Source organism: Pseudooceanicola nanhaiensis DSM 18065 (assembly GCF_000688295.1).
GTDB lineage: Bacteria > Pseudomonadota > Alphaproteobacteria > Rhodobacterales > Rhodobacteraceae > Pseudooceanicola > Pseudooceanicola nanhaiensis.
Genome location: NZ_JHZF01000014.1, coordinates 246484 through 263935 on the forward strand (window position 1 = coordinate 246484; position 17452 = coordinate 263935).

Sequence of the window (17452 nt, forward strand, 5' to 3'; positions counted from 1 at the left end):
CGGCCCCCCTGGCCGGCGTCGACCGGGGGCTCTGCCCCCGGACCCCCGGGATACATTGACCAGAGGAAAGCAGGGGCCGGGGCGGCGGATGCCGCCCAGCTTGGCGTGACCCTCCCCTGCCGGCCCAGGCGACGGGGCCGGGAGGGGCGCGAGGCTCAGTGCGCCATGAAGACCGGCACCGGCGCCTCTTCCAGCATCGCCCGCGTCGCGCCGCCGAGGATTGCCTCGCGGAAGCGGGAATGGCCGTAGGCGCCCATCACGAGCATGTCGGCGCCCACGTCGGCCGCATGGCGCTTGAGGATGTCCGAGACCTTGGGCATCGACTTGGCCAGCACCTCGATCTCGGTCTTCACGCCGTGGCGCGACAGGTATTGCGCGAGCGAGCCGCCGGGGTCGGAGCGATCGCGGCCGTGCTGCGGCGGATCGACCACGACGATCTGGCAGACATCGGCCCCGCGCAGCAGCGGGATCGACTTGCGGATCGCGCGCAGCGATTCGGCGCTCTCGTTCCAGCCCAGCACCACGCGTTTCGGCTTCGGATGCAGCTCGGCCTCGTCCGGGACCGCCAGCACCGGCGCCTGGCCCTCGAAGAGCGCGGCCTCCAGCACCGGTTCGAGCTCGCCGCCCTTGCCCTTGCCGTAGGGCAGGGGCAGCACGACGATGTCGGCGAAGCGCGCCCGCTGGGCCACGTGGCGCCCGAGATCGGCGAGCTGGGCGAATTCCGCGTCGCTGCTGTAGCGCAGGCCGGATTTCGACAGCTCGGCCTCGGCCGCCGCCTCGATCTCGCCCGCGTCCAGACGCGCGCGGTCGATCGATTCCTGCAGCGCGACGGCGCTGGCGCCCTCGTAGAAATAGCCGAGGTTCGAGCGGTCCACCCCGAGGCACAGCACGTCGAGATGCGCATCGTAGGCTTCGGCGGCTTTCATCGCGTGACCGAGCACGGGCCGGACCGACTCGGCCTCGGTCAAGACGGTGAAGACAGTCTGGTAGGTCATCTTGGTCCCTCCTTGAGAGGCAAATGTGATATCAGAAGGGTACGCCCGGAGTGCCGGTGTCAACATTGATGCGCGTCAAGTTCCGGACATGGAGCGGTTGACGCAGATCAAGGCGCCGCGCTGCAGAACGCGCGAGATCGGGGCCAGTCATTCGCCCGCGACGGGGAGGCCACCCCGCCGGGATTCGACAGAGGGACGAGACATGAGCAATTACATCAAGCTGGTGGTGCTCGGCGTGATCACCGTTTTCACGGCGATCGCGGCGAACTACGCCCGCGACCTCGCCTACATGGTGAACGCGCTGACGATCATGCTGGTCGCCGGCGGGATGTTCCTGTGGGTGCTGCGCAACACGGACGAGCCGGTCACGCTGGTCGACCGCTCCGGAGAATACATGGACGGCGTGATCCGCGCCGGGGTGATCGCCACCGCCCTCTGGGGCGTGGTCGGTTTCCTCGTCGGGGTCGTCATCGCCTTCCAGCTGGCCTTCCCGGCCCTGAACTTCGAGTGGCTCCAGGGCCACGGCAACTTCGGGCGGCTGCGGCCGCTCCACACCTCGGCGGTGATCTTCGCCTTCGGCGGCAACGCGCTGATCTGCACCTCGTTCTACGTCGTGCAGCGGACCAGCGCGACACGGCTCTGGGGCGGCAACCTCGGCTGGTTCGTGTTCTGGGGCTACAACCTGTTCATCGTGCTGGCCGCGACGGGTTACGTGCTGGGCGCCACGCAGTCGAAGGAATACGCCGAACCGGAATGGTATGTGGACCTCTGGCTGACCATCGTCTGGGTCGCCTACCTCGCCGTCTTCCTCGGCACGATCATCAAGCGGAAGGAACCCCACATCTACGTGGCCAACTGGTTCTACCTCGCCTTCATCGTGACCGTGGCGCTGCTGCACATCGTCAACAACCTCTCGATCCCGGTCTCGATCTGGGGCTCCAAGTCGGTGCAGGTCTTCTCGGGCGTGCAGGACGCGATGGTGCAGTGGTGGTATGGCCACAACGCCGTGGGCTTCTTCCTGACCGCGGGCTTCCTGGGGATGATGTACTATTTCGTCCCGAAGCAGGCCGAGCGGCCGGTCTACAGCTACAAGCTGTCGATCATCCACTTCTGGGCGCTGATCTTCCTCTACATCTGGGCGGGTCCGCACCACCTGCATTACACGGCGCTGCCCGACTGGGCCTCGACGCTGGGCATGGTGTTCTCGATCATTCTCTGGATGCCCAGCTGGGGCGGGATGATCAACGGTCTGATGACGCTCTCGGGCGCATGGGACAAGCTCCGGACCGACCCGGTGATCCGGATGATGGTGATCTCGATCGGCTTCTACGGCATGTCCACCTTCGAGGGTCCGATGATGTCGATCCGCGCGGTCAACTCGCTGTCGCATTACACCGACTGGACCATCGGGCACGTCCATTCCGGCGCGCTTGGCTGGAACGGCATGATCACCTTCGGCTGCCTCTACTTCCTCGTGCCGCGTCTGTGGAACCGCGAGCGGCTCTACAGCCTCTCCATGGTGTCCTGGCACTTCTGGCTCGCCACCATCGGGATCGTGCTCTACGCGGCCGCGATGTGGGTGACCGGCATCATGGAAGGGCTGATGTGGCGTGAAGTGGATGCGAACGGCTTCCTCGTGAACTCCTTCGCCGACACCGTCGCCGCCAAGTTCCCGATGTACGTGGTCCGCGCCCTCGGCGGCGTCCTCTACATCGCCGGCGCGATCATCATGTGCGTCAACCTGTGGCTGACGGTCCGCCGCAGCCCCGCCGTCGAGGCCAGCAACGGCCTCGTGCCCGCCGAGTAAGGAGACAGGAAAATGGCTCAACAAAAAGAACCGATGCCGGCTTCCGCGACGGGAGTGGGCGACAGGCCGAAGAAGCGGACGATCCTCGACCGCCACGCGATCCTCGAGAAGAACGCCACGCTCCTGCTGGTCTTCTCCTTCCTCGTGGTGACCATCGGCGGGATCGTCGAGATCGCCCCGCTCTTCTACCTGCAGAACACAATCGAGAAGGTGGAGGGGATGCGTCCCTACACGCCGCTCGAGCTGGCGGGGCGGGACATCTACGTCCGGGAGGGCTGCTATGTCTGCCATTCCCAGATGATCCGGCCGATGCGCGACGAGGTGGAGCGCTACGGGCATTACAGCCTGGCGGCGGAGTCGATGTACGACCACCCGTTCCAGTGGGGCTCCAAGCGGACCGGGCCGGACCTGGCCCGGGTGGGCGGGCGCTATTCCGACGAATGGCACCTCGACCACCTGCGCGATCCGCAATCGGTGGTGCCTGAATCGGTGATGCCGAAATACGGTTTCCTCGAGAACACGCTGATCGAGGGCGAATACGTCGGCGAGCTCATGGCGACCCACGCGATGGTCGGCGTGCCCTATACCGACGAGATGATCGAGAACGCCCAGGCCGATTTCCTGGCGCAGGCCGATCCGGACCGCGATTACGACGGTCTGCTCGAGCGCTACGGCGAGGACAGCGTGCAGGTGCGCAACTTCGACCGCCAGCCCGGGATCTCCGAGATGGAGGCGCTGATCGCCTATCTCCAGATGCTCGGCACGCTGGTCGATTTCTCGACCTTCACGCCCGACGACAACCGGTAAGGGGGACGCAGGATGGAACTCTATACCCTGTTGCGGGAATTCGCGGACAGCTGGATGCTGCTGACCCTGTTCCTCGTGTTCCTCGCGGTCTTTGCCTGGGTCTTCCGGCCCGGCTCCCGCGAGGTGCATGCGGACACCGCCAGCATCCCCTTCCGCCACGAAGACGCTCCGGCACCCGACCGGGACACCGCCGCCAAGGAGGCGTGAGATGAGCAACGAACTCAAGGACAAGCACGGCACGACCGGCCACGAATGGGACGGGATCGAGGAGCTGAACACGCCGCTGCCGCGGTGGTGGCTCTGGACCTTCTACGCGACCATCGTCTGGGGGGTGATCTACACCATCGCCTACCCGGCCTGGCCGCTGATCTCTCAGGCGACGCCGGGGCTGCTCGGCTTCTCGACCCGCGCGCAGGTCGAGCAGGACATCGCCGCGACGGTGGAGAGCAACGCCGCGATCAACGACCGGCTCGCCTCGGTCGAGCTGACCGAGATCGCCAGCGACCCCGAGCTGAACCAATACGCCGTCTCCTCCGGCGGCGCGGTCTTCCGGACCTGGTGCGCGCAGTGCCACGGCTCGGGCGCGGCGGGGGCGAAGGGCTATCCCAACCTGCTGGACGACGACTGGCTCTGGGGCGGCGACATCGAGGCGATCCACACCACCGTGACTCACGGGATCCGGAACGAGGACGACCCCGAGGCGCGCTATTCCGAGATGCCCGCCTTCGGCCGCGACGAGCTGCTGGACAACACGCAGATCGACCAGGTCGTGAATTACGTCATGTCGCTCTCGGGCGCGCCGCAGAACGCGTCGCGGGTCGAGGCCGGGGCCCAGGTCTTCGCCGACAATTGCGCCTCGTGCCACGGCGAGGACGCGACCGGCGACCGCGAGCAGGGGGCGCCGGATCTGACGGACGCCATCTGGCTCTACGGCGGCGATTACACGACGCTGACCGAAACCGTGCGCAATGCGCGCTTCGGCGTCATGCCGAACTGGAACACGCGGCTGACCGAGGCGCAGATCCGCGCGGTCTCTGCCTATGTCCACCAGCTGGGCGGCGGCGAGTAGCCGCCCTCCGGCCAAGGCCTTCCCGGGGCTCAGCTCCGGGAAAGGGTGCCGGCGCGTTCCTCCCTGTTCGCGCGTCGTGGGACCGCCGGCGCCCATTCCTTCCTCTCCGGACCGGCGGGCTGCCCCGCCATGTCCCCCGGCGCCATCGGTGGGTTGCCACTGCGTCAGGCACCGCGCATAACGGGACCGTGACGTGACCCCATCCGGGACGTCCGGCTGATCCGAGAAAGGAGCCCTCCATGAAATTTCTGCCTCCCGCCATCGCCCTGACGCTGCTCGCCGGCCCCGCCTTCGCGCATCTTCCGCCGGGCGAGTACGGTTCCTTCGCGGCCGGGCTGTCGCACCCGCTCTTCGGGCCCGACCATGTGCTGGCGATGGTCTCGGTCGGCCTCTGGGCCGGGATGCTCGGCGGCAGGGCGCGTCTCTCCGTGCCCGCGGCCTTCCTGTCGCTGATGCTGCTCGGTTTCCTGATGGCGCTCGGCGGGCTGGCGCTGCCCTTCGTCGAACCGATGATCCTGGCCTCGATCGTCGTGCTGGGCCTGCTTGTCGCCACCGCCGCGCGGCTGGATGCCCGCGCCGGGGCGGCGCTGGTCGGCGTCTTCGCGCTGTTTCACGGGCATGCCCATGGCGGCGAGCTGGGCAGCGCGGGCGCGCTGAGCTTCGGGCTGGGCTTCGTGCTGGCCACCGCGGCACTTCATGCGGCGGGGATCGGCCTCGGCCTCGGGCTGGAGCGCGCGGGTCGGAGGATCGGCCGTGCCGGTCCGCTGCTGACCCGCGGTCTGGGCGCGGTGACGGCGATCGCGGGGCTCGGCCTCGCCTTCGGCTGAGCGGCGCGGGGCGCCGGCGTCGCACCCCGGCGGCGGGACGCCGCCTTTGCGCGACGGACATCCGGGGCCCTGCCGTAAAATGGTTGTGCCTGCCATCTTTCCCCCGCCGCCGCCTCAGGCTAGATAGGGCCTCATGATCTGGACGCTGCCCAATATCCTGACCGTCCTGCGCCTGCTCGCCGCGCCGGCGCTGGTCGTCGTCTTCGTCTTCCTGCCGCGGCCCGCGGCGGACTGGGCGGGGCTGACGATCTTCGTCGGCGCCTCGGCCACCGATTACATCGACGGCTGGATGGCCCGGGCCTGGGAACAGCAGAGCAAGCTGGGCACCATGCTCGACCCGATCGCCGACAAGGCGATGGTGGTGATCGCGCTGATGGTGCTTGCCGCCTATTCCGACCTGGCGCTCCATCTCGTGCTGCCCGCCGGGCTGATCCTGTTCCGCGAGGTCTTCGTCTCGGGGATGCGGGAGTTCCTGGGCGAGGTGGCCGGGACGCTGAAGGTCACGCGGCTGGCCAAGTGGAAGACCGCCTCCCAGATGGTCGCCATCGCCGTCCTGCTGGCGCATGGCATCCTCCAATACAGCCTGGGCGACGCGGTCTTCGGCATGGACCAGTCGGTGGTGGACGAGATCCTCTCGGGCGCGGTCGAGGACGAATCCGGGCTGAACTGGCGCGTGGCGGCTGTCGACTGGTCGTCCTGGGGTGGCATCGCGCTGCTCTGGCTGGCGGCCGTGCTCACCTGCATCACCGGGGCGGATTACTTCCTGAAGGCGCGCCCGCACCTGAGGGGGTGACCGATGCTCGATGTGCTCTACTTCGCCTGGGTGCGTGAACGGATCGGCCTTCCGAAGGAGCGGGTCGAGACCGGGGCCGCGACCGTGGCCGAACTCGTGGCCGAACTGAGCGCGCGCGACGCGCGCTATGCCGCGGCCTTCGCCGACATCTCCGCCCTGCGGGTGGCGCTGGACCAGGAGCTGTCGGATTTCGACGCCCCGCTCGCAGGGGTGCGCGAGGTGGCCTTCTTCCCGCCGATGACCGGAGGCTGAGGCGATGCGCGTCGTGGTCCAGTCCGAGCCCTTCGACCTTGGCGCGCTCACCGCGGGCTTCGCGGCGGGGCGCAGCGACATGGGCGCCGTGGTGAGCTTCACCGGCATCGTCCGCGACACCGACGGCCGGCTCGACCGGATGGAGATCGAGCATTATCCCGGCATGACCGAACGCGCGATCGCCACGATCGCCGAGGAGGCGCAGGCGCGCTGGTCGCTGGGCGACGTGCTGGTGATTCACCGGCACGGCACGCTGCGCCCGGGCGAGCTGATCATGATGGTGGCCACCTGTTCCCCCCACCGGGGCGATGCCTTCGCCGCGGCAGAGTTCCTGATGGACTACCTGAAATCCCGCGCGCCCTTCTGGAAGAAGGAGCTGACCGCGGACGGCGCGGCCTGGGTCGCCGCGAAGCCCGAAGACGAGGATGCCCTGTCCCGCTGGACGCGCTGAACGGGTCTGTCCGAAAGGCGCGGCCCTGCGGGCCGCACGCGATGCCTTGCGATTTGGCCCGGGGCCAAATCGCGGTTTGCCTCCGGCGGGGATACTTGGGGCAAGAGGAAGCGGGGGAGCGGTGCTTTTTGCGGTTGATCGTCGGGGGGAAGGCCCTTATACGGCGCTCTCCAACCGCGCGGCCGGCCGAAGTGGCATGCCGAGTCGCGCGAGACGAACACCGATCCAAGAGGAGACGGAAATGCCAAAGATGAAGACCAAGTCGAGCGTCAAGAAGCGGTTCAAGGTGACCGCATCGGGACGCATCAAGGTGGCCCAGGCCGGCAAGCGCCACGGCATGATCAAGCGGACGAACAAGTTCATCCGCAATGCCCGCGGCACCACGCTCCTGTCCAAGGCGGATGAACAGATCATCCTGCCGATGATGCCCTACGCCAAGAAGTAAGGAGGCTACCGAATGTCCCGAGTCAAAGGTGGCACCACCACCCACGCCCGCCACAAGAAGGTTCTCGACGCGGCCAAAGGCTATTACGGCCGCCGCAAGAACACCTTCAAGGTTGCCCGCCAGGCCGTCGACAAGGCCAACCAGTACGCGACCCGCGACCGCAAGAACCGCAAGCGCAACTTCCGCGCCCTGTGGATCCAGCGGATCAACGCCGCCGTCCGCGCGCATGACGAGGCGCTGACCTATTCCCGCTTCATCAACGGCCTCTCGCTGGCCGGGATCGAAGTGGACCGCAAGGTGCTGGCGGATCTCGCCGTGCACGAGCCGGAAGCTTTTGGCGCGATCGTCGACCAGGCGAAAGCCGCGCTGCCCGCCTGATACGCTCAGGCATCCGGATTACAGGAAGGGCCGCCCGGCAGGGGCGGCCCTTTCGCTTTCGGAGAGACCGGATGAAGCAGGGAAACCGTCCCGGATCACTGGCGCCGGATGCGCGCCCCGAGCTCGACGATCCGTTCGAGGTAGGCCAGGCCGATGCACTGGGGATCGGTGCCGCAGGCGTCCCGCTTCTGGCGGAGCCAGCTCATCTGCGCCCGGTCGCCGTCCGCCGCCTTCGCCGCGCCGTAGACCGCGCCGAGCGCGGCGTCCATGTCGGCCAGCCGCGGTGTCCGGCAGATGACCTCCTCGGTGCTGTTGAGCCGCCCGTCGCACCAGGGCCGCAGCCGCGCGCCCTCGGGCAGGGCCGCGGGCCGGTCGCCGTCGTAACGCGGGATCTGCGCCATCGGCAGCGTGGTGCGGTCGGGCCGGGCGGCGGGTTCCAGCCGGCGGATGCGGTCGCGATAGGCCATCTCGATGCAGACCACGTCGGTCCCGCAGGCATTGCGGCGCTTCAGCCAGTCGCGCTGGCTCGGCGAGAGGCCGGCCCGGCCGGCGCCGTCCGCGCCGTAGAGCTCGGCCAGCCGACGGTCGAGCCGCGACAGGATCACGTCGTCGCAGATGGTGGCCTCGGTGGGCGTCAGCCCGGGGTTGCCGCACCAGCTCTGGGCGGCGGCCGGGACGGGCAGGGCGGTTGCGGGCAGGGCCAGGAGGCCGAGGACGATCAGGAAGGCTCTCATGCAGGGCAGAACCGGCCGCGGCTCCCGCGGTTCCATCACGGGGTGCTCAGCCTTGCGCTGCGGCCGCTCTGCGGCTAGCTAGGCCACGCGCTCGATCCGGAGGAAAACATGCAGGAACTGCGGGACAAGTACATCCAGGCCATCGGCTCCGCCGCCGACGAGGCCGCGCTCGAGGAGCTCCGGGTGCAGGCTGTCGGCAAGAAGGGCGAGATCAGCCTGAAGATGCGCGAGCTGGGCAAGATGACGCCCGAGGAACGCCAGACGGCCGGCCCCGCGCTGAACGCGCTGAAGGACGAGATCAACTCGGCACTCGCCGCGAAGAAGACGGCGCTGGCGGATGCGGCGCTCGACGAGCGGCTGCAGGCCGAATGGCTGGACGTGACCCTGCCCGGGCGGGACCGCCGGGTGGGTTCGATCCACCCGGTCTCCCAGGTCTGGGAGGAATGCACCGCGATCTTCGCCGACATGGGCTTTGCCGTGGCCGAGGGGCCGCAGGTCGAGGACGACTGGTACAATTTCGACGCGCTGAACATCCCCGGCCACCATCCGGCTCGGGCCGAGATGGACACGTTCTACATGCACCGTGCGGCAGGAGACGACCGCCCGCCGCATGTGCTCCGGACCCACACCTCGCCGGTGCAGATCCGCGCGATGCAGGCGCAGGGCGCGCCGATCCGGGTGATCGCGCCGGGCCGCGTCTACCGCGCGGATTACGACCAGACCCATACGCCGATGTTCCACCAGGTCGAGGGGCTGGCGATCGACCGCGACATCTCGATGGCGAACCTGAAATGGGTGCTGGAGGAGTTCTTCTCGGCCTATTTCGGCACCAAGGTGAAGACCCGGTTCCGCGCCTCGCATTTCCCCTTCACCGAGCCTTCGGCCGAGGTCGACATCCAGTGTTCCTGGGAAGGCGGCACGGTGAAGGTCGGCGAGGGCGACGACTGGCTCGAGGTGCTGGGCTCCGGCATGGTGCATCCGAAGGTGCTCGAGGCGGCGGGGGTGGACCCGAGCCAATGGCAGGGGTTCGCCTTCGGCATGGGGATCGACCGGATCGCGATGCTGAAATACGGGATCCCGGATTTGCGGGCGTTCTTCGATTCAGACCTGCGGTGGCTCAGGCATTACGGGTTCAGCGCGCTGCAGGTGCCGACGCTGCGCGGGGGCATCTGAGGCGTCATGACCCCGGTCAGCTTCCGCTTCGGTGACAGCGAACGGCTCTGCACGGAGCTGACCGCGCTGGTGCGTGCGGGGCGGAAGACCGCGACCTGCGAGAGGGCCACGGCCTTCGGGCCGGGCAGGGAGACGCTGCCCCAGGTCGGGCGCCGCGACATCGCGCTGAACTGGGACGGCAGCCCGGCGGTGGAGATGGAGACGCGCTCGGTCGACTTCCGCCGCTTCGACGAGGTCGACGCGGACTTCGCGCTGGCCGAGGGCGAGAACGACAGCCTCGAGGGCTGGCGCGCGGATCACCGGGCGTATTTCGAACGGACCGGCGGCTGGTCCCCCGACATGATGCTGATGTGCGAGCGGTTCCGCGTGATCCGCGATTTCGAGAAGGAGTGAGGCCCATGCAGATCTTCCGACACGAGAACCGGCAGCAGACCGAGGCCAGCAGGGACCTCTATGCCCGCTACGAGCTCTATTACACGCTCGTGGATTTCAGCGCGGCCTTCGCCTTCATCATCGGCTCGGTGATGTTCTTCTTCGAGGCGTGGCAGACGCCCGGGACCTGGCTCTTTCTCATTGGCTCGATCTTATTCGCGCTGAAACCGACGATCCGCCTGTTGCGGGAAATCAAGCTCTACCGGATGGGCGATTTCGACGACCTCGCCAAACGGCTGAAGCACTAGGAGCACGACATGAAATTCACCCTCTCCTGGCTGAAGGACCATCTCGAGACGACCGCGAGCGTGGACGAGATCGTGGAGACCCTGACCGACATCGGGCTCGAGGTCGAAGGGGTCGAGGATCCGGCGGCGAAGCTGAAGGGCTTCAAGCTGGTGAAGGTTCTGGAGGCCGAGCAGCATCCGGATGCCGACAAGCTGCGCGTCTGCCGGGTGCAGACCGACGAGGGCGAGACGCAGATCGTCTGTGGCGCGCCGAACGCGCGGGCGGGGATCACGGCGGTGCTGGCGAAGCCGGGGATGTATATCCCGGGGCTGGATATCACGATCTCCGTGGGCAAGATCCGCGGCGTCGAGAGCCACGGGATGATGGCCTCGGAGCGCGAGCTGGAGCTGTCCGACGAGCACAACGGGATCATCGAGCTGGACTCTGGCGAGGTCGGACAGGAATTCGGCGACTGGCTGGCCCAGCATGATCCGGCGAAGGTCGATCCGGTGATCGAGATCGCGATCACGCCGAACCGCCCCGATGCGCTCGGCGTGCGCGGGATCGCGCGGGACCTCGCGGCGCGCGGCCTGGGGACGCTGAAACCGGCGAAGACGGCCTCGGTCGAGGGGACATTCCCCAGTCCGATCAACGTCACCATCGACGCGGATGCGAAGGACGGCTGCTACCTCTTCGCGGGGCGCGTCGTGAAGGGCGTGAAGAACGGCGCCAGCCCGCAATGGCTGCAGGATCGGCTGAAGGCGATCGGGCTGCGGCCGATCTCGGCGCTCGTGGATATCACCAACTTCTTCACCTACGACCTGAACCGGCCGCTGCACGTCTTCGATGCGGCCAAGGTGAAGGGGGATCTGCGGATCCATGCCTCCAGGGGCGGCGAGGCGCTGCTGGCGCTGGACGAGAAGACCTATACGCTGCCGGAAGGCGTGCTGGTGATCTCGGATGCCGAGGGCGTCGAGAGCATCGGCGGCATCATGGGCGGCGAGGAGACCGGCTGCACCGAGGAGACGACCGACGTCTTCATCGAGGCGGCCTATTGGGATCACATCCGCATCGCGCTCGGCGGGCGGGCGCTGAAGATCAATTCGGATGCGCGCTATCGCAACGAGCGGGGGATCGACCCGGGCTTCAACATGGAGGCGCTGGATCTGGCGACCGCCATGGTGATGGAGCTCTGCGGGGGCGAGCCTTCGGAGGTCGTGGTCGCGGGTGAGGCGCCGGATGTGCGCCGGGCCTACAGGCTGGACACGGCGCGCTGTGCCTCGCTTGTCGGGATGGACATCCCCGCGGAAGAGCAGCGGGCGACGCTGGAGCGGCTCGGCTTCGTGATGGAGGGGGACATGGCGCATGTGCCCTCCTGGCGGCCGGACGTGCTGGGAGAGGCGGACCTGGTGGAGGAGGTCGCGCGGATGGCCTCGCTCACGAAGCTGGAGCCGAAGCCCATGGCGCGGACCCAGCCGGGTGTGCCCAAGCCGATCCTGACGCCGATCCAGAAACGCGAGCAGATCGCGCGGCGGACGGCGGCGGCGCTCGGCTACAACGAATGCGTGACCTATTCCTTCATCGACCGGAAGAGCGCGGAGCTCTTCGGCGGCGGGACGGATGCGACGATGCTCGCCAACCCGATCTCGGCCGACATGAGCCACATGCGGCCCGCGCTGCTGCCGGGGCTGCTGCAGGCCGCCGCGCGCAACCAGGCGCGCGGGATGGGCGATCTGGCACTCTTCGAGGTCGGCGCGGCCTGGCATGGCGGCGAGCCGGGGGAGCAGCACCTGCTGGTCTCGGGGCTGCTGGTCGGGCGGACCGGGCCGAAGGACGTGCACGGCGCGGCGCGGGCGGTCGACGTCTATGACGTGAAGGCGGATGCGGAGGCCATCCTGGCGGCCATCGGGGCGCCCGCGAAGGTGCAGATCCTGCGCGGGGCGCGGGAATGGTGGCATCCGGGCCGGCACGGCCGGATCTGCCTCGGGCCGAAGAAGGTGCTGGCCGTGTTCGGCGAGGTGCATCCGAAGATCTTGCGCGAGATGGGTGTGAAGGGGCCGGCGATGGCCTTCACCATCTGGCCGGAAGAGGTGCCGCAGCCGAAGAACACCTCGGCCGCGAAGGGGGCGCTGGAGATCAGCGACCTGCAGGCGGTGGAGCGCGACTTCGCTTTCGTGGTGGACACGCAGGTCGCCGCGCTCGACCTCGTGAACGCGGCGGCGGGCGCGGACAAGGCGCTGATCGCGGATGTGCGCGTCTTCGACGAGTTCATCGGCGGCGCGCTCGGGGAGGGCAAGAAATCCCTCGCCGTGACGGTGCGGATCGAGCCGAAGGACGCCACGCTGAAGGAGGCCGAGATCGAGGCGCTCTCGAAGCGGATCGTCGAGAAGGTCGAGAAGGCGACGGGCGGCACGCTCCGGGGCTGAGGCCGGCATGCGCCGCTCGTTGCCGGAGGCAACATCGCCCCGCCCGCCGTCCCGCGGGCGGGGTTTTCACTGGAGGAGGTCGTGATGACGTTGAAGGTCTACCTGTCCGGAGAAATCCACACCAGCTGGCGCGAGGAGATCATGGCGGGGGCCGAGGGGCTCGACGTCACGTTCGACGCGCCGGTCACCGATCACGCGGCGAGCGACGATTGCGGCGTGGCGATCCTGGGGCCCGAGCAGAGCAAGTTCTGGCATGACCACAAGGGCGCCAAGCTGAACGCGATCCGGACCCGGACGGCGATCGGGGCGGCCGACGTGGTCGTCGTCCGCTTCGGCGACAAGTACAAGCAGTGGAACGCGGCCTTCGACGCGGGCTATGCGAGCGCCCTCGGCAAGGCGCTGATCGTGCTGCACGGGCCTGACCACAGCCACGCGCTGAAGGAGGTCGATGCCGCGGCGCTGGCGGTGGCCGAAGAGCCGCGGCAGGTCGTCGAGATCCTGCGCTACGTCCTGACGGGCAGGCTGCCCGGCTAGCCGACGGCGGCCGCCGCGGCCACCGGGGTCCGTTCGAGGATCAGGAGCGTCATCATGCCGACCGGGGGCAGGGCCCGCGTCTCGCGCAGGGCGATGCCCGGCGTGCCGGTGACGACGCTCTTGTCGAAGTCGGAATGCCAGCCCAGCACGTTGGCGAAAGGGGCCATGAACCGTTCGATCCGGGCCAGCCCGCCGGTCTCGCGCGCGAAATGGTTGGTCACCACCATCACGCCGCCGGGGCGCAGCACGCGGACCATTTCGGCCATCACGCGCTCGGGCTCGGGCACGACCGAGATCATGTGCATCGCCGCGACCGCGTCGAAGCTTGCGTCCGGAAAGTCGAGCTCGCGCGCATCCATCTGGCGCAGGCCGGCGACATGGGTGAGGCCCTCGGCCTCGACCCGGGCGGCGGCCCTGGCGAGCATCTCGTCGGAATAGTCCACACCGGTCACCCGCTTGCCGGGCGCATAGAGCGGCAGGGCCAGCCCCGTGCCGACACCGACCTCGAGGATCTCGGGACCCGCCTCGGCATTCATGAATTCCACGCTCGCCGTCCGGCCCGACCTGGTGGCGGCCCCGAAGGTCCTGTCGTAGATCGGGGCCCAGCGGGCGTAGGATGATTTGACCGCGTCGATATCCAAGGCCTCAGTCTTCCTTCTTCTTCCTGAACCGTTTCATCTGGGCCAGCGCGATGGTGACGGCATAGACCCCGGAGAGCACCGCGAGCGTCGCCCACGGATAGATCAGCAGCGCCGCCCCGAGCAGCACCACGCCAAGCAGCACGAAGGGCGCGTTGAGCCGCGACACCCGGATGTTCTTGAACGAGAACGTCGGCATCCGGCTGATCATGGCCAGCCCGACCAGCACGACGTAGAGCGCGGTGAGCGTCGGCGGGAAGATGTCGGGCATCGCCGCGATGAACGACAGGACCATCGGCATCAGGGCCAGCACGGCGCCGGCGGGCGAGGGGATGCCGGTGAAATAGGCGCCCGAGCCGCCGAGGCCCGATTTCGCCTCGGCATTGAACCGGGCGAGCCGCAGCACGCAGCAGAGCGCGAAGCAGAGGCAGGTGATCCAGCCGATCCCGCCGATCTCGTGCAGCGACCAGAAATACAGGATCAGCGCCGGCGCCACGCCGAAGTTCAGGAAATCCGAGAGCGAATCAAGCTCGGCTCCGACCGGCGACTGGCTGCGCATCAGCCGGGCCAGGCGGCCGTCCAGCCCGTCGAGCACGCCCGCGATTAGCACCATGCGGACGGCCCATTCGAATTCGCCGGTGAAGGCGAAGCGGATGCCGGTCATGCCCGCGCAGACCGCCAGAAGGGTCACGAGGTTCGGCAGCAGCCGAACGAGGAGCAGGTCGCGCCCGCCGTCTTCCCGGGGTCCGCGCACGATCACTCCGCCCGGGCGCCGCGGCGCGGCTCGCTGGCGGCGAGATCGGCGATGATGCTCTCGCCGGCGACCATGGTCTGGCCGATGGCGACCAGCGGTTCGACGCCGTCGGGCAGGTAGACATCGAGGCGCGAGCCGAAGCGGATCAGGCCGAAGCGCTGTCCGGTGGCGAGGATGCGGTCCTTCTGGGTGAAGCAGAGGATGCGCCGGGCGACGAGCCCCGCGATCTGCACCACCGCCAGCTGGCGGCCGTCTTCCATCTCGATCAGCAGGGAATTGCGCTCGTTGTCGTCGCTCGCCTTGTCGAGCGAGGCGTTGAAGAACTTGCCGGGCCGGTAGGCGATCGCCTCGACCCGCCCGCCGATCGGCGCACGGTTCATGTGGCAGTTGAAGACCGACATGAAGACGCTGACCCGGGTGAGCGGCACATCGGGCATGCCCAGCTCGACCGGCGGGATGGCCGGTTCGATGAGCGAGACGATGCCGTCCGCCGGGCTGACCACCAGCCCCTCGCGCTCCGGCACATGGCGGACGGGATCGCGGAAGAAATAATAGCACCAGATGGTCAGGCCCACGCCGATCCAGCCCAGGACCTCCCAGATCAGGAAGAGGACCAGCGTGGCCACCGCGAAGATCGCCACGAAACGGCGCCCCTCGGGGTGCATCGGCTTGATGAAGGTGTCGCGCATGCGCATGGCAATTCGCCTTTGTCCCGTTTGGACGGTCCTAGAACGTCACGCGGCGAGAGACAAGGAAGCTGCGCGGTCCGGCCGCCGGATCGGCGGCCGGGTGCAGCTGGTCGGCCCGCGGCTCAGCTTTCGGGGCGGGCCGGGATGTCCGAGCCCTTCTGCGCCGCGGGCCGCTCCATGAACCGGTCGACATAGGGCTGCAGGTTGGCGAAATCGTCCCAGCCCACGAGGTCCTTCGCGTCGTAGAAGTCGAGCGCCTGGATCCAGGGCACGATGGCGATGTCGGCGACGGAATACGTGCCGGCCACCCAGTCGCGCCCCTCGAGCGCGCCGTTCAGCACGTTCAGCAGGCGCTTCGCCTCGCCCACGAACCGCTCGCGCGGGCGGGGGTCCTCGATGTCCTTGCCGGCGAACTTGTGGAAATAGCCGAGCTGGCCGAGCATCGGGCCGAGCCCGCCCATCTGCCACATCAGCCACTTGATCGCCTCGTGCTTGCCGGCGCCCTCGGGCAGCAGCTTGCCGGTCTTCTCGGCCAGGTAGATCAGGATCGCCCCGCTCTCGAACAACCCGAGCGGTTTGCCGCCGGGGCCGTCCGGGTCGATGATCGCGGGGATCTTGTTGTTCGGGCTGAGCGACAGGAACTCGGGGCTGCGCACATGCTCGTCGCCCAGCAACACGAGGTGCGGCTCGTAGGGCAGGCCGATCTCCTCGAGCGCGATCGAGACCTTCTTCCCGTTCGGCGTCGGGAAGGAATAGAGCTGCAGGATGGACGGGTCCTCGGCGGGCCAGCGGTCGTTGATCTTCATGTCGGTGATGGACAAGGCATGTCTCCCTTCTGGTTTCCCCAAAGGTAGGGCCGGGCGTTGCCGGAAAACAGCACTGGCTTTGCGCGCAGGAGTGCTAGTCTTTGTGCGGCGCCGCAGGGGGCGGCGCGGAACGCAAGAGGACAAGAGACGGATGTTGAGCGAGTTCAAGGCCTTCATCGCCAAGGGCAATGTCATGGACATGGCCGTCGGCATCATCATCGGCGCGGCCTTCACCGCCATCGTGAATTCCATGGTCAACGACCTGATCAACCCGGTGATCGGGCTCGTCACCGGCGGCGTTGATTTCACCGACCAGTTCGTCGTGCTGAACGGCAGCAACGATTACGCGACGCTAGACGCCGCGCGCGAGGCCGGGGTGGCGGTCTTCGCCTACGGCGCCTTCCTGACGGCCGTGATCAACTTCCTGATCATCGCCTTCGTGGTCTTCCTGCTGGTGCGCTACGTGAACCGGGTCCGCGCGTTGACGGTCCGCCCGCCCGAGCAGCCGGCCGAGAAGGCGCCCGCCGGACCGACCGAGCTCGACGTCCTGCTCGAGATCCGCGACACGCTGAAACGGCCGGAACCCCCGGTCGCGGCGGGATAACCTCGCGCCATTAGGGGCACATGCCGAATATTCTCCGTTGCGAAGCGCCTCTTCCCGGAGAATATTCGCGCCATGTCTCTCGATACCATCGACCGCGCCATCCTGCGGGTCCTGCAACGGCAGGGCCGCATCTCCAACGCCGATCTCTCGACCAGGGTGCATCTCTCGCCCTCGGCCTGTCACCGCCGGGTCCAGCGGCTGGAACAGGCGGGCTTCGTGCGGGATTACGTGGCGCTGCTCGACGCCCGCAAGCTCGGCGTCTCGACCACCGTCTTCGTCGAGATCACCCTGCAGGGCCAGTCCGACGAGATCCTCGAGGCCTTCGAGGCGGCGGTCTCGAAGATCCCCGACGTTCTCGAATGCCACCTGATGGCCGGCTCGGCGGATTACATCCTCAAGGTCGTCGCCGAAAGCACCGAGGATTTCGCCCGCATCCACCGCCAGCACCTCACACGCCTGCCGGGCGTCGCACAGATGCAGTCGAGCTTCGCGCTCCGCACCGTCTTCAAGACCACGGCCCTCCCGGTCTGAGCCCGAGCGCCCGCTGCGCCCCGCTTTCCTCTGGTCCATGTATCCTCGGGGGGGTGAGGCGCCCGCTTGCAGGCTTCCA

23 protein-coding genes are annotated in these 17452 nt (G+C 68.1%); 17 read left to right on the forward strand and 6 right to left on the reverse strand.

The genetic code is table 11. The features are described from left to right. Nucleotides 1–155: 155 nt before the first annotated feature. Complete coding sequence (locus tag Q344_RS0118195; RefSeq protein ID WP_028288028.1) at nucleotides 156–995, reverse strand: universal stress protein; 840 nt, start codon at nucleotides 993–995, stop codon at nucleotides 156–158. 202 nt (nucleotides 996–1197) lie between these two features. Here Q344_RS0118195 and ccoN point away from each other — a divergent pair, with 202 nt between their 5' ends. From ccoN to rplT, 10 genes are all read left to right on the forward strand, one after another. After that, nucleotides 1198–2802 carry a cytochrome-c oxidase, cbb3-type subunit I gene (ccoN, locus tag Q344_RS0118200; RefSeq protein WP_028288029.1) on the forward strand — a complete coding sequence of 535 codons (1605 nt, stop codon included), beginning with the start codon at nucleotides 1198–1200 and terminating at the stop codon, nucleotides 2800–2802. 33 nt (nucleotides 2803–2835) lie between these two features. Further along, entirely contained in the window at nucleotides 2836–3609 is a 774-nt protein-coding gene (gene ccoO, locus Q344_RS0118205) for a cytochrome-c oxidase, cbb3-type subunit II (protein ID WP_051630816.1), read from the forward strand. 12 nt (nucleotides 3610–3621) lie between these two features. Beyond that, complete coding sequence (locus tag Q344_RS0118210) at nucleotides 3622–3816, forward strand: CcoQ/FixQ family Cbb3-type cytochrome c oxidase assembly chaperone (protein ID WP_028288031.1); 195 nt, start codon at nucleotides 3622–3624, stop codon at nucleotides 3814–3816. 1 nt (nucleotide 3817) lies between these two features. After that, nucleotides 3818–4678, forward strand: coding sequence for a cytochrome-c oxidase, cbb3-type subunit III (gene ccoP / locus Q344_RS0118215; protein WP_028288032.1), 861 nt, complete (start codon nucleotides 3818–3820; stop codon nucleotides 4676–4678). A gap of 239 nt (nucleotides 4679–4917) precedes the next feature. Then, entirely contained in the window at nucleotides 4918–5505 is a 588-nt protein-coding gene (locus Q344_RS0118220; protein ID WP_028288033.1) for a HupE/UreJ family protein, read from the forward strand. Nucleotides 5506–5638: 133 nt separating this feature from the next. Beyond that, nucleotides 5639–6298, forward strand: a complete 660-nt coding sequence (pgsA, locus tag Q344_RS0118225) for a CDP-diacylglycerol--glycerol-3-phosphate 3-phosphatidyltransferase (RefSeq protein WP_028288034.1) — start codon at nucleotides 5639–5641, stop codon at nucleotides 6296–6298. 3 nt (nucleotides 6299–6301) lie between these two features. After that, complete coding sequence (gene moaD / locus Q344_RS0118230; RefSeq protein ID WP_028288035.1) at nucleotides 6302–6550, forward strand: molybdopterin converting factor subunit 1; 249 nt, start codon at nucleotides 6302–6304, stop codon at nucleotides 6548–6550. Nucleotides 6551–6554: 4 nt separating this feature from the next. Further along, complete coding sequence (locus Q344_RS0118235; RefSeq protein ID WP_028288036.1) at nucleotides 6555–7001, forward strand: molybdenum cofactor biosynthesis protein MoaE; 447 nt, start codon at nucleotides 6555–6557, stop codon at nucleotides 6999–7001. A 241-nt stretch (nucleotides 7002–7242) separates the two neighbouring features. Further along, nucleotides 7243–7446, forward strand: a complete 204-nt coding sequence (gene rpmI / locus Q344_RS0118240; protein ID WP_028288037.1) for a 50S ribosomal protein L35 — start codon at nucleotides 7243–7245, stop codon at nucleotides 7444–7446. 12 nt (nucleotides 7447–7458) lie between these two features. After that, on the forward strand, nucleotides 7459–7824 hold the full coding sequence (gene rplT, locus Q344_RS0118245) for a 50S ribosomal protein L20 (RefSeq protein ID WP_028288038.1): 366 nt from the start codon (nucleotides 7459–7461) through the stop codon (nucleotides 7822–7824). 95 nt (nucleotides 7825–7919) lie between these two features. Here the strand turns inward: rplT and Q344_RS25235 are convergent, their stop codons facing one another. Further along, nucleotides 7920–8558: a lysozyme inhibitor LprI family protein gene (locus Q344_RS25235; protein WP_156954744.1), complete on the reverse strand. Its 639-nt coding sequence runs from the start codon at nucleotides 8556–8558 to the stop codon at nucleotides 7920–7922. Nucleotides 8559–8666: 108 nt separating this feature from the next. On the opposite strand from Q344_RS25235, the gene pheS reads away from it, so the two are divergent. From pheS to Q344_RS0118275, 5 genes are all read left to right on the forward strand, one after another. Then, entirely contained in the window at nucleotides 8667–9731 is a 1065-nt protein-coding gene (gene pheS / locus Q344_RS0118255) for a phenylalanine--tRNA ligase subunit alpha (protein WP_028288039.1), read from the forward strand. Between the two features lie 6 nt (nucleotides 9732–9737). Beyond that, on the forward strand, nucleotides 9738–10124 hold the full coding sequence (locus Q344_RS0118260) for an ASCH domain-containing protein (RefSeq protein ID WP_028288040.1): 387 nt from the start codon (nucleotides 9738–9740) through the stop codon (nucleotides 10122–10124). Nucleotides 10125–10129: 5 nt separating this feature from the next. Next, nucleotides 10130–10411 carry a YrhK family protein gene (locus tag Q344_RS0118265; protein WP_028288041.1) on the forward strand — a complete coding sequence of 94 codons (282 nt, stop codon included), beginning with the start codon at nucleotides 10130–10132 and terminating at the stop codon, nucleotides 10409–10411. 9 nt (nucleotides 10412–10420) lie between these two features. Further along, nucleotides 10421–12817 (forward strand): phenylalanine--tRNA ligase subunit beta, encoded by a 2397-nt coding sequence (gene pheT, locus Q344_RS0118270; RefSeq protein WP_028288042.1) that lies wholly within the window; start codon nucleotides 10421–10423, stop codon nucleotides 12815–12817. Nucleotides 12818–12901: 84 nt separating this feature from the next. Next, on the forward strand, nucleotides 12902–13351 hold the full coding sequence (locus Q344_RS0118275; protein ID WP_028288043.1) for a YtoQ family protein: 450 nt from the start codon (nucleotides 12902–12904) through the stop codon (nucleotides 13349–13351). Here the strand turns inward: Q344_RS0118275 and Q344_RS0118280 are convergent. The 4 genes from Q344_RS0118280 to Q344_RS0118295 all read right to left on the reverse strand — a co-directional run bounded on the left by Q344_RS0118280 (nucleotide 13348) and on the right by Q344_RS0118295 (nucleotide 16238). Continuing rightward, nucleotides 13348–13992 (reverse strand): class I SAM-dependent methyltransferase, encoded by a 645-nt coding sequence (locus Q344_RS0118280; protein WP_028288044.1) that lies wholly within the window; start codon nucleotides 13990–13992, stop codon nucleotides 13348–13350. The genes Q344_RS0118275 and Q344_RS0118280 overlap by 4 nt on opposite strands. 4 nt (nucleotides 13993–13996) lie before the next feature. Next, complete coding sequence (locus tag Q344_RS0118285; protein WP_028288045.1) at nucleotides 13997–14743, reverse strand: CDP-alcohol phosphatidyltransferase family protein; 747 nt, start codon at nucleotides 14741–14743, stop codon at nucleotides 13997–13999. 2 nt (nucleotides 14744–14745) lie between these two features. After that, nucleotides 14746–15444, reverse strand: a complete 699-nt coding sequence (locus tag Q344_RS0118290) for a phosphatidylserine decarboxylase (protein WP_268238630.1) — start codon at nucleotides 15442–15444, stop codon at nucleotides 14746–14748. Between the two features lie 110 nt (nucleotides 15445–15554). Further along, complete coding sequence (locus Q344_RS0118295) at nucleotides 15555–16238, reverse strand: glutathione S-transferase family protein (RefSeq protein ID WP_036539912.1); 684 nt, start codon at nucleotides 16236–16238, stop codon at nucleotides 15555–15557. 151 nt (nucleotides 16239–16389) lie between these two features. Here Q344_RS0118295 and mscL point away from each other — a divergent pair, with 151 nt between their 5' ends. Both mscL and Q344_RS0118305 read left to right on the forward strand, forming a co-directional pair. Then, a complete protein-coding gene (mscL, locus tag Q344_RS0118300) occupies nucleotides 16390–16842 on the forward strand; it encodes a large conductance mechanosensitive channel protein MscL (RefSeq protein WP_028288048.1) in 453 nt (150 codons plus the stop codon). Between the two features lie 72 nt (nucleotides 16843–16914). After that, on the forward strand, nucleotides 16915–17373 hold the full coding sequence (locus Q344_RS0118305; protein WP_028288049.1) for an Lrp/AsnC family transcriptional regulator: 459 nt from the start codon (nucleotides 16915–16917) through the stop codon (nucleotides 17371–17373). Nucleotides 17374–17452 lie beyond the last annotated feature (79 nt).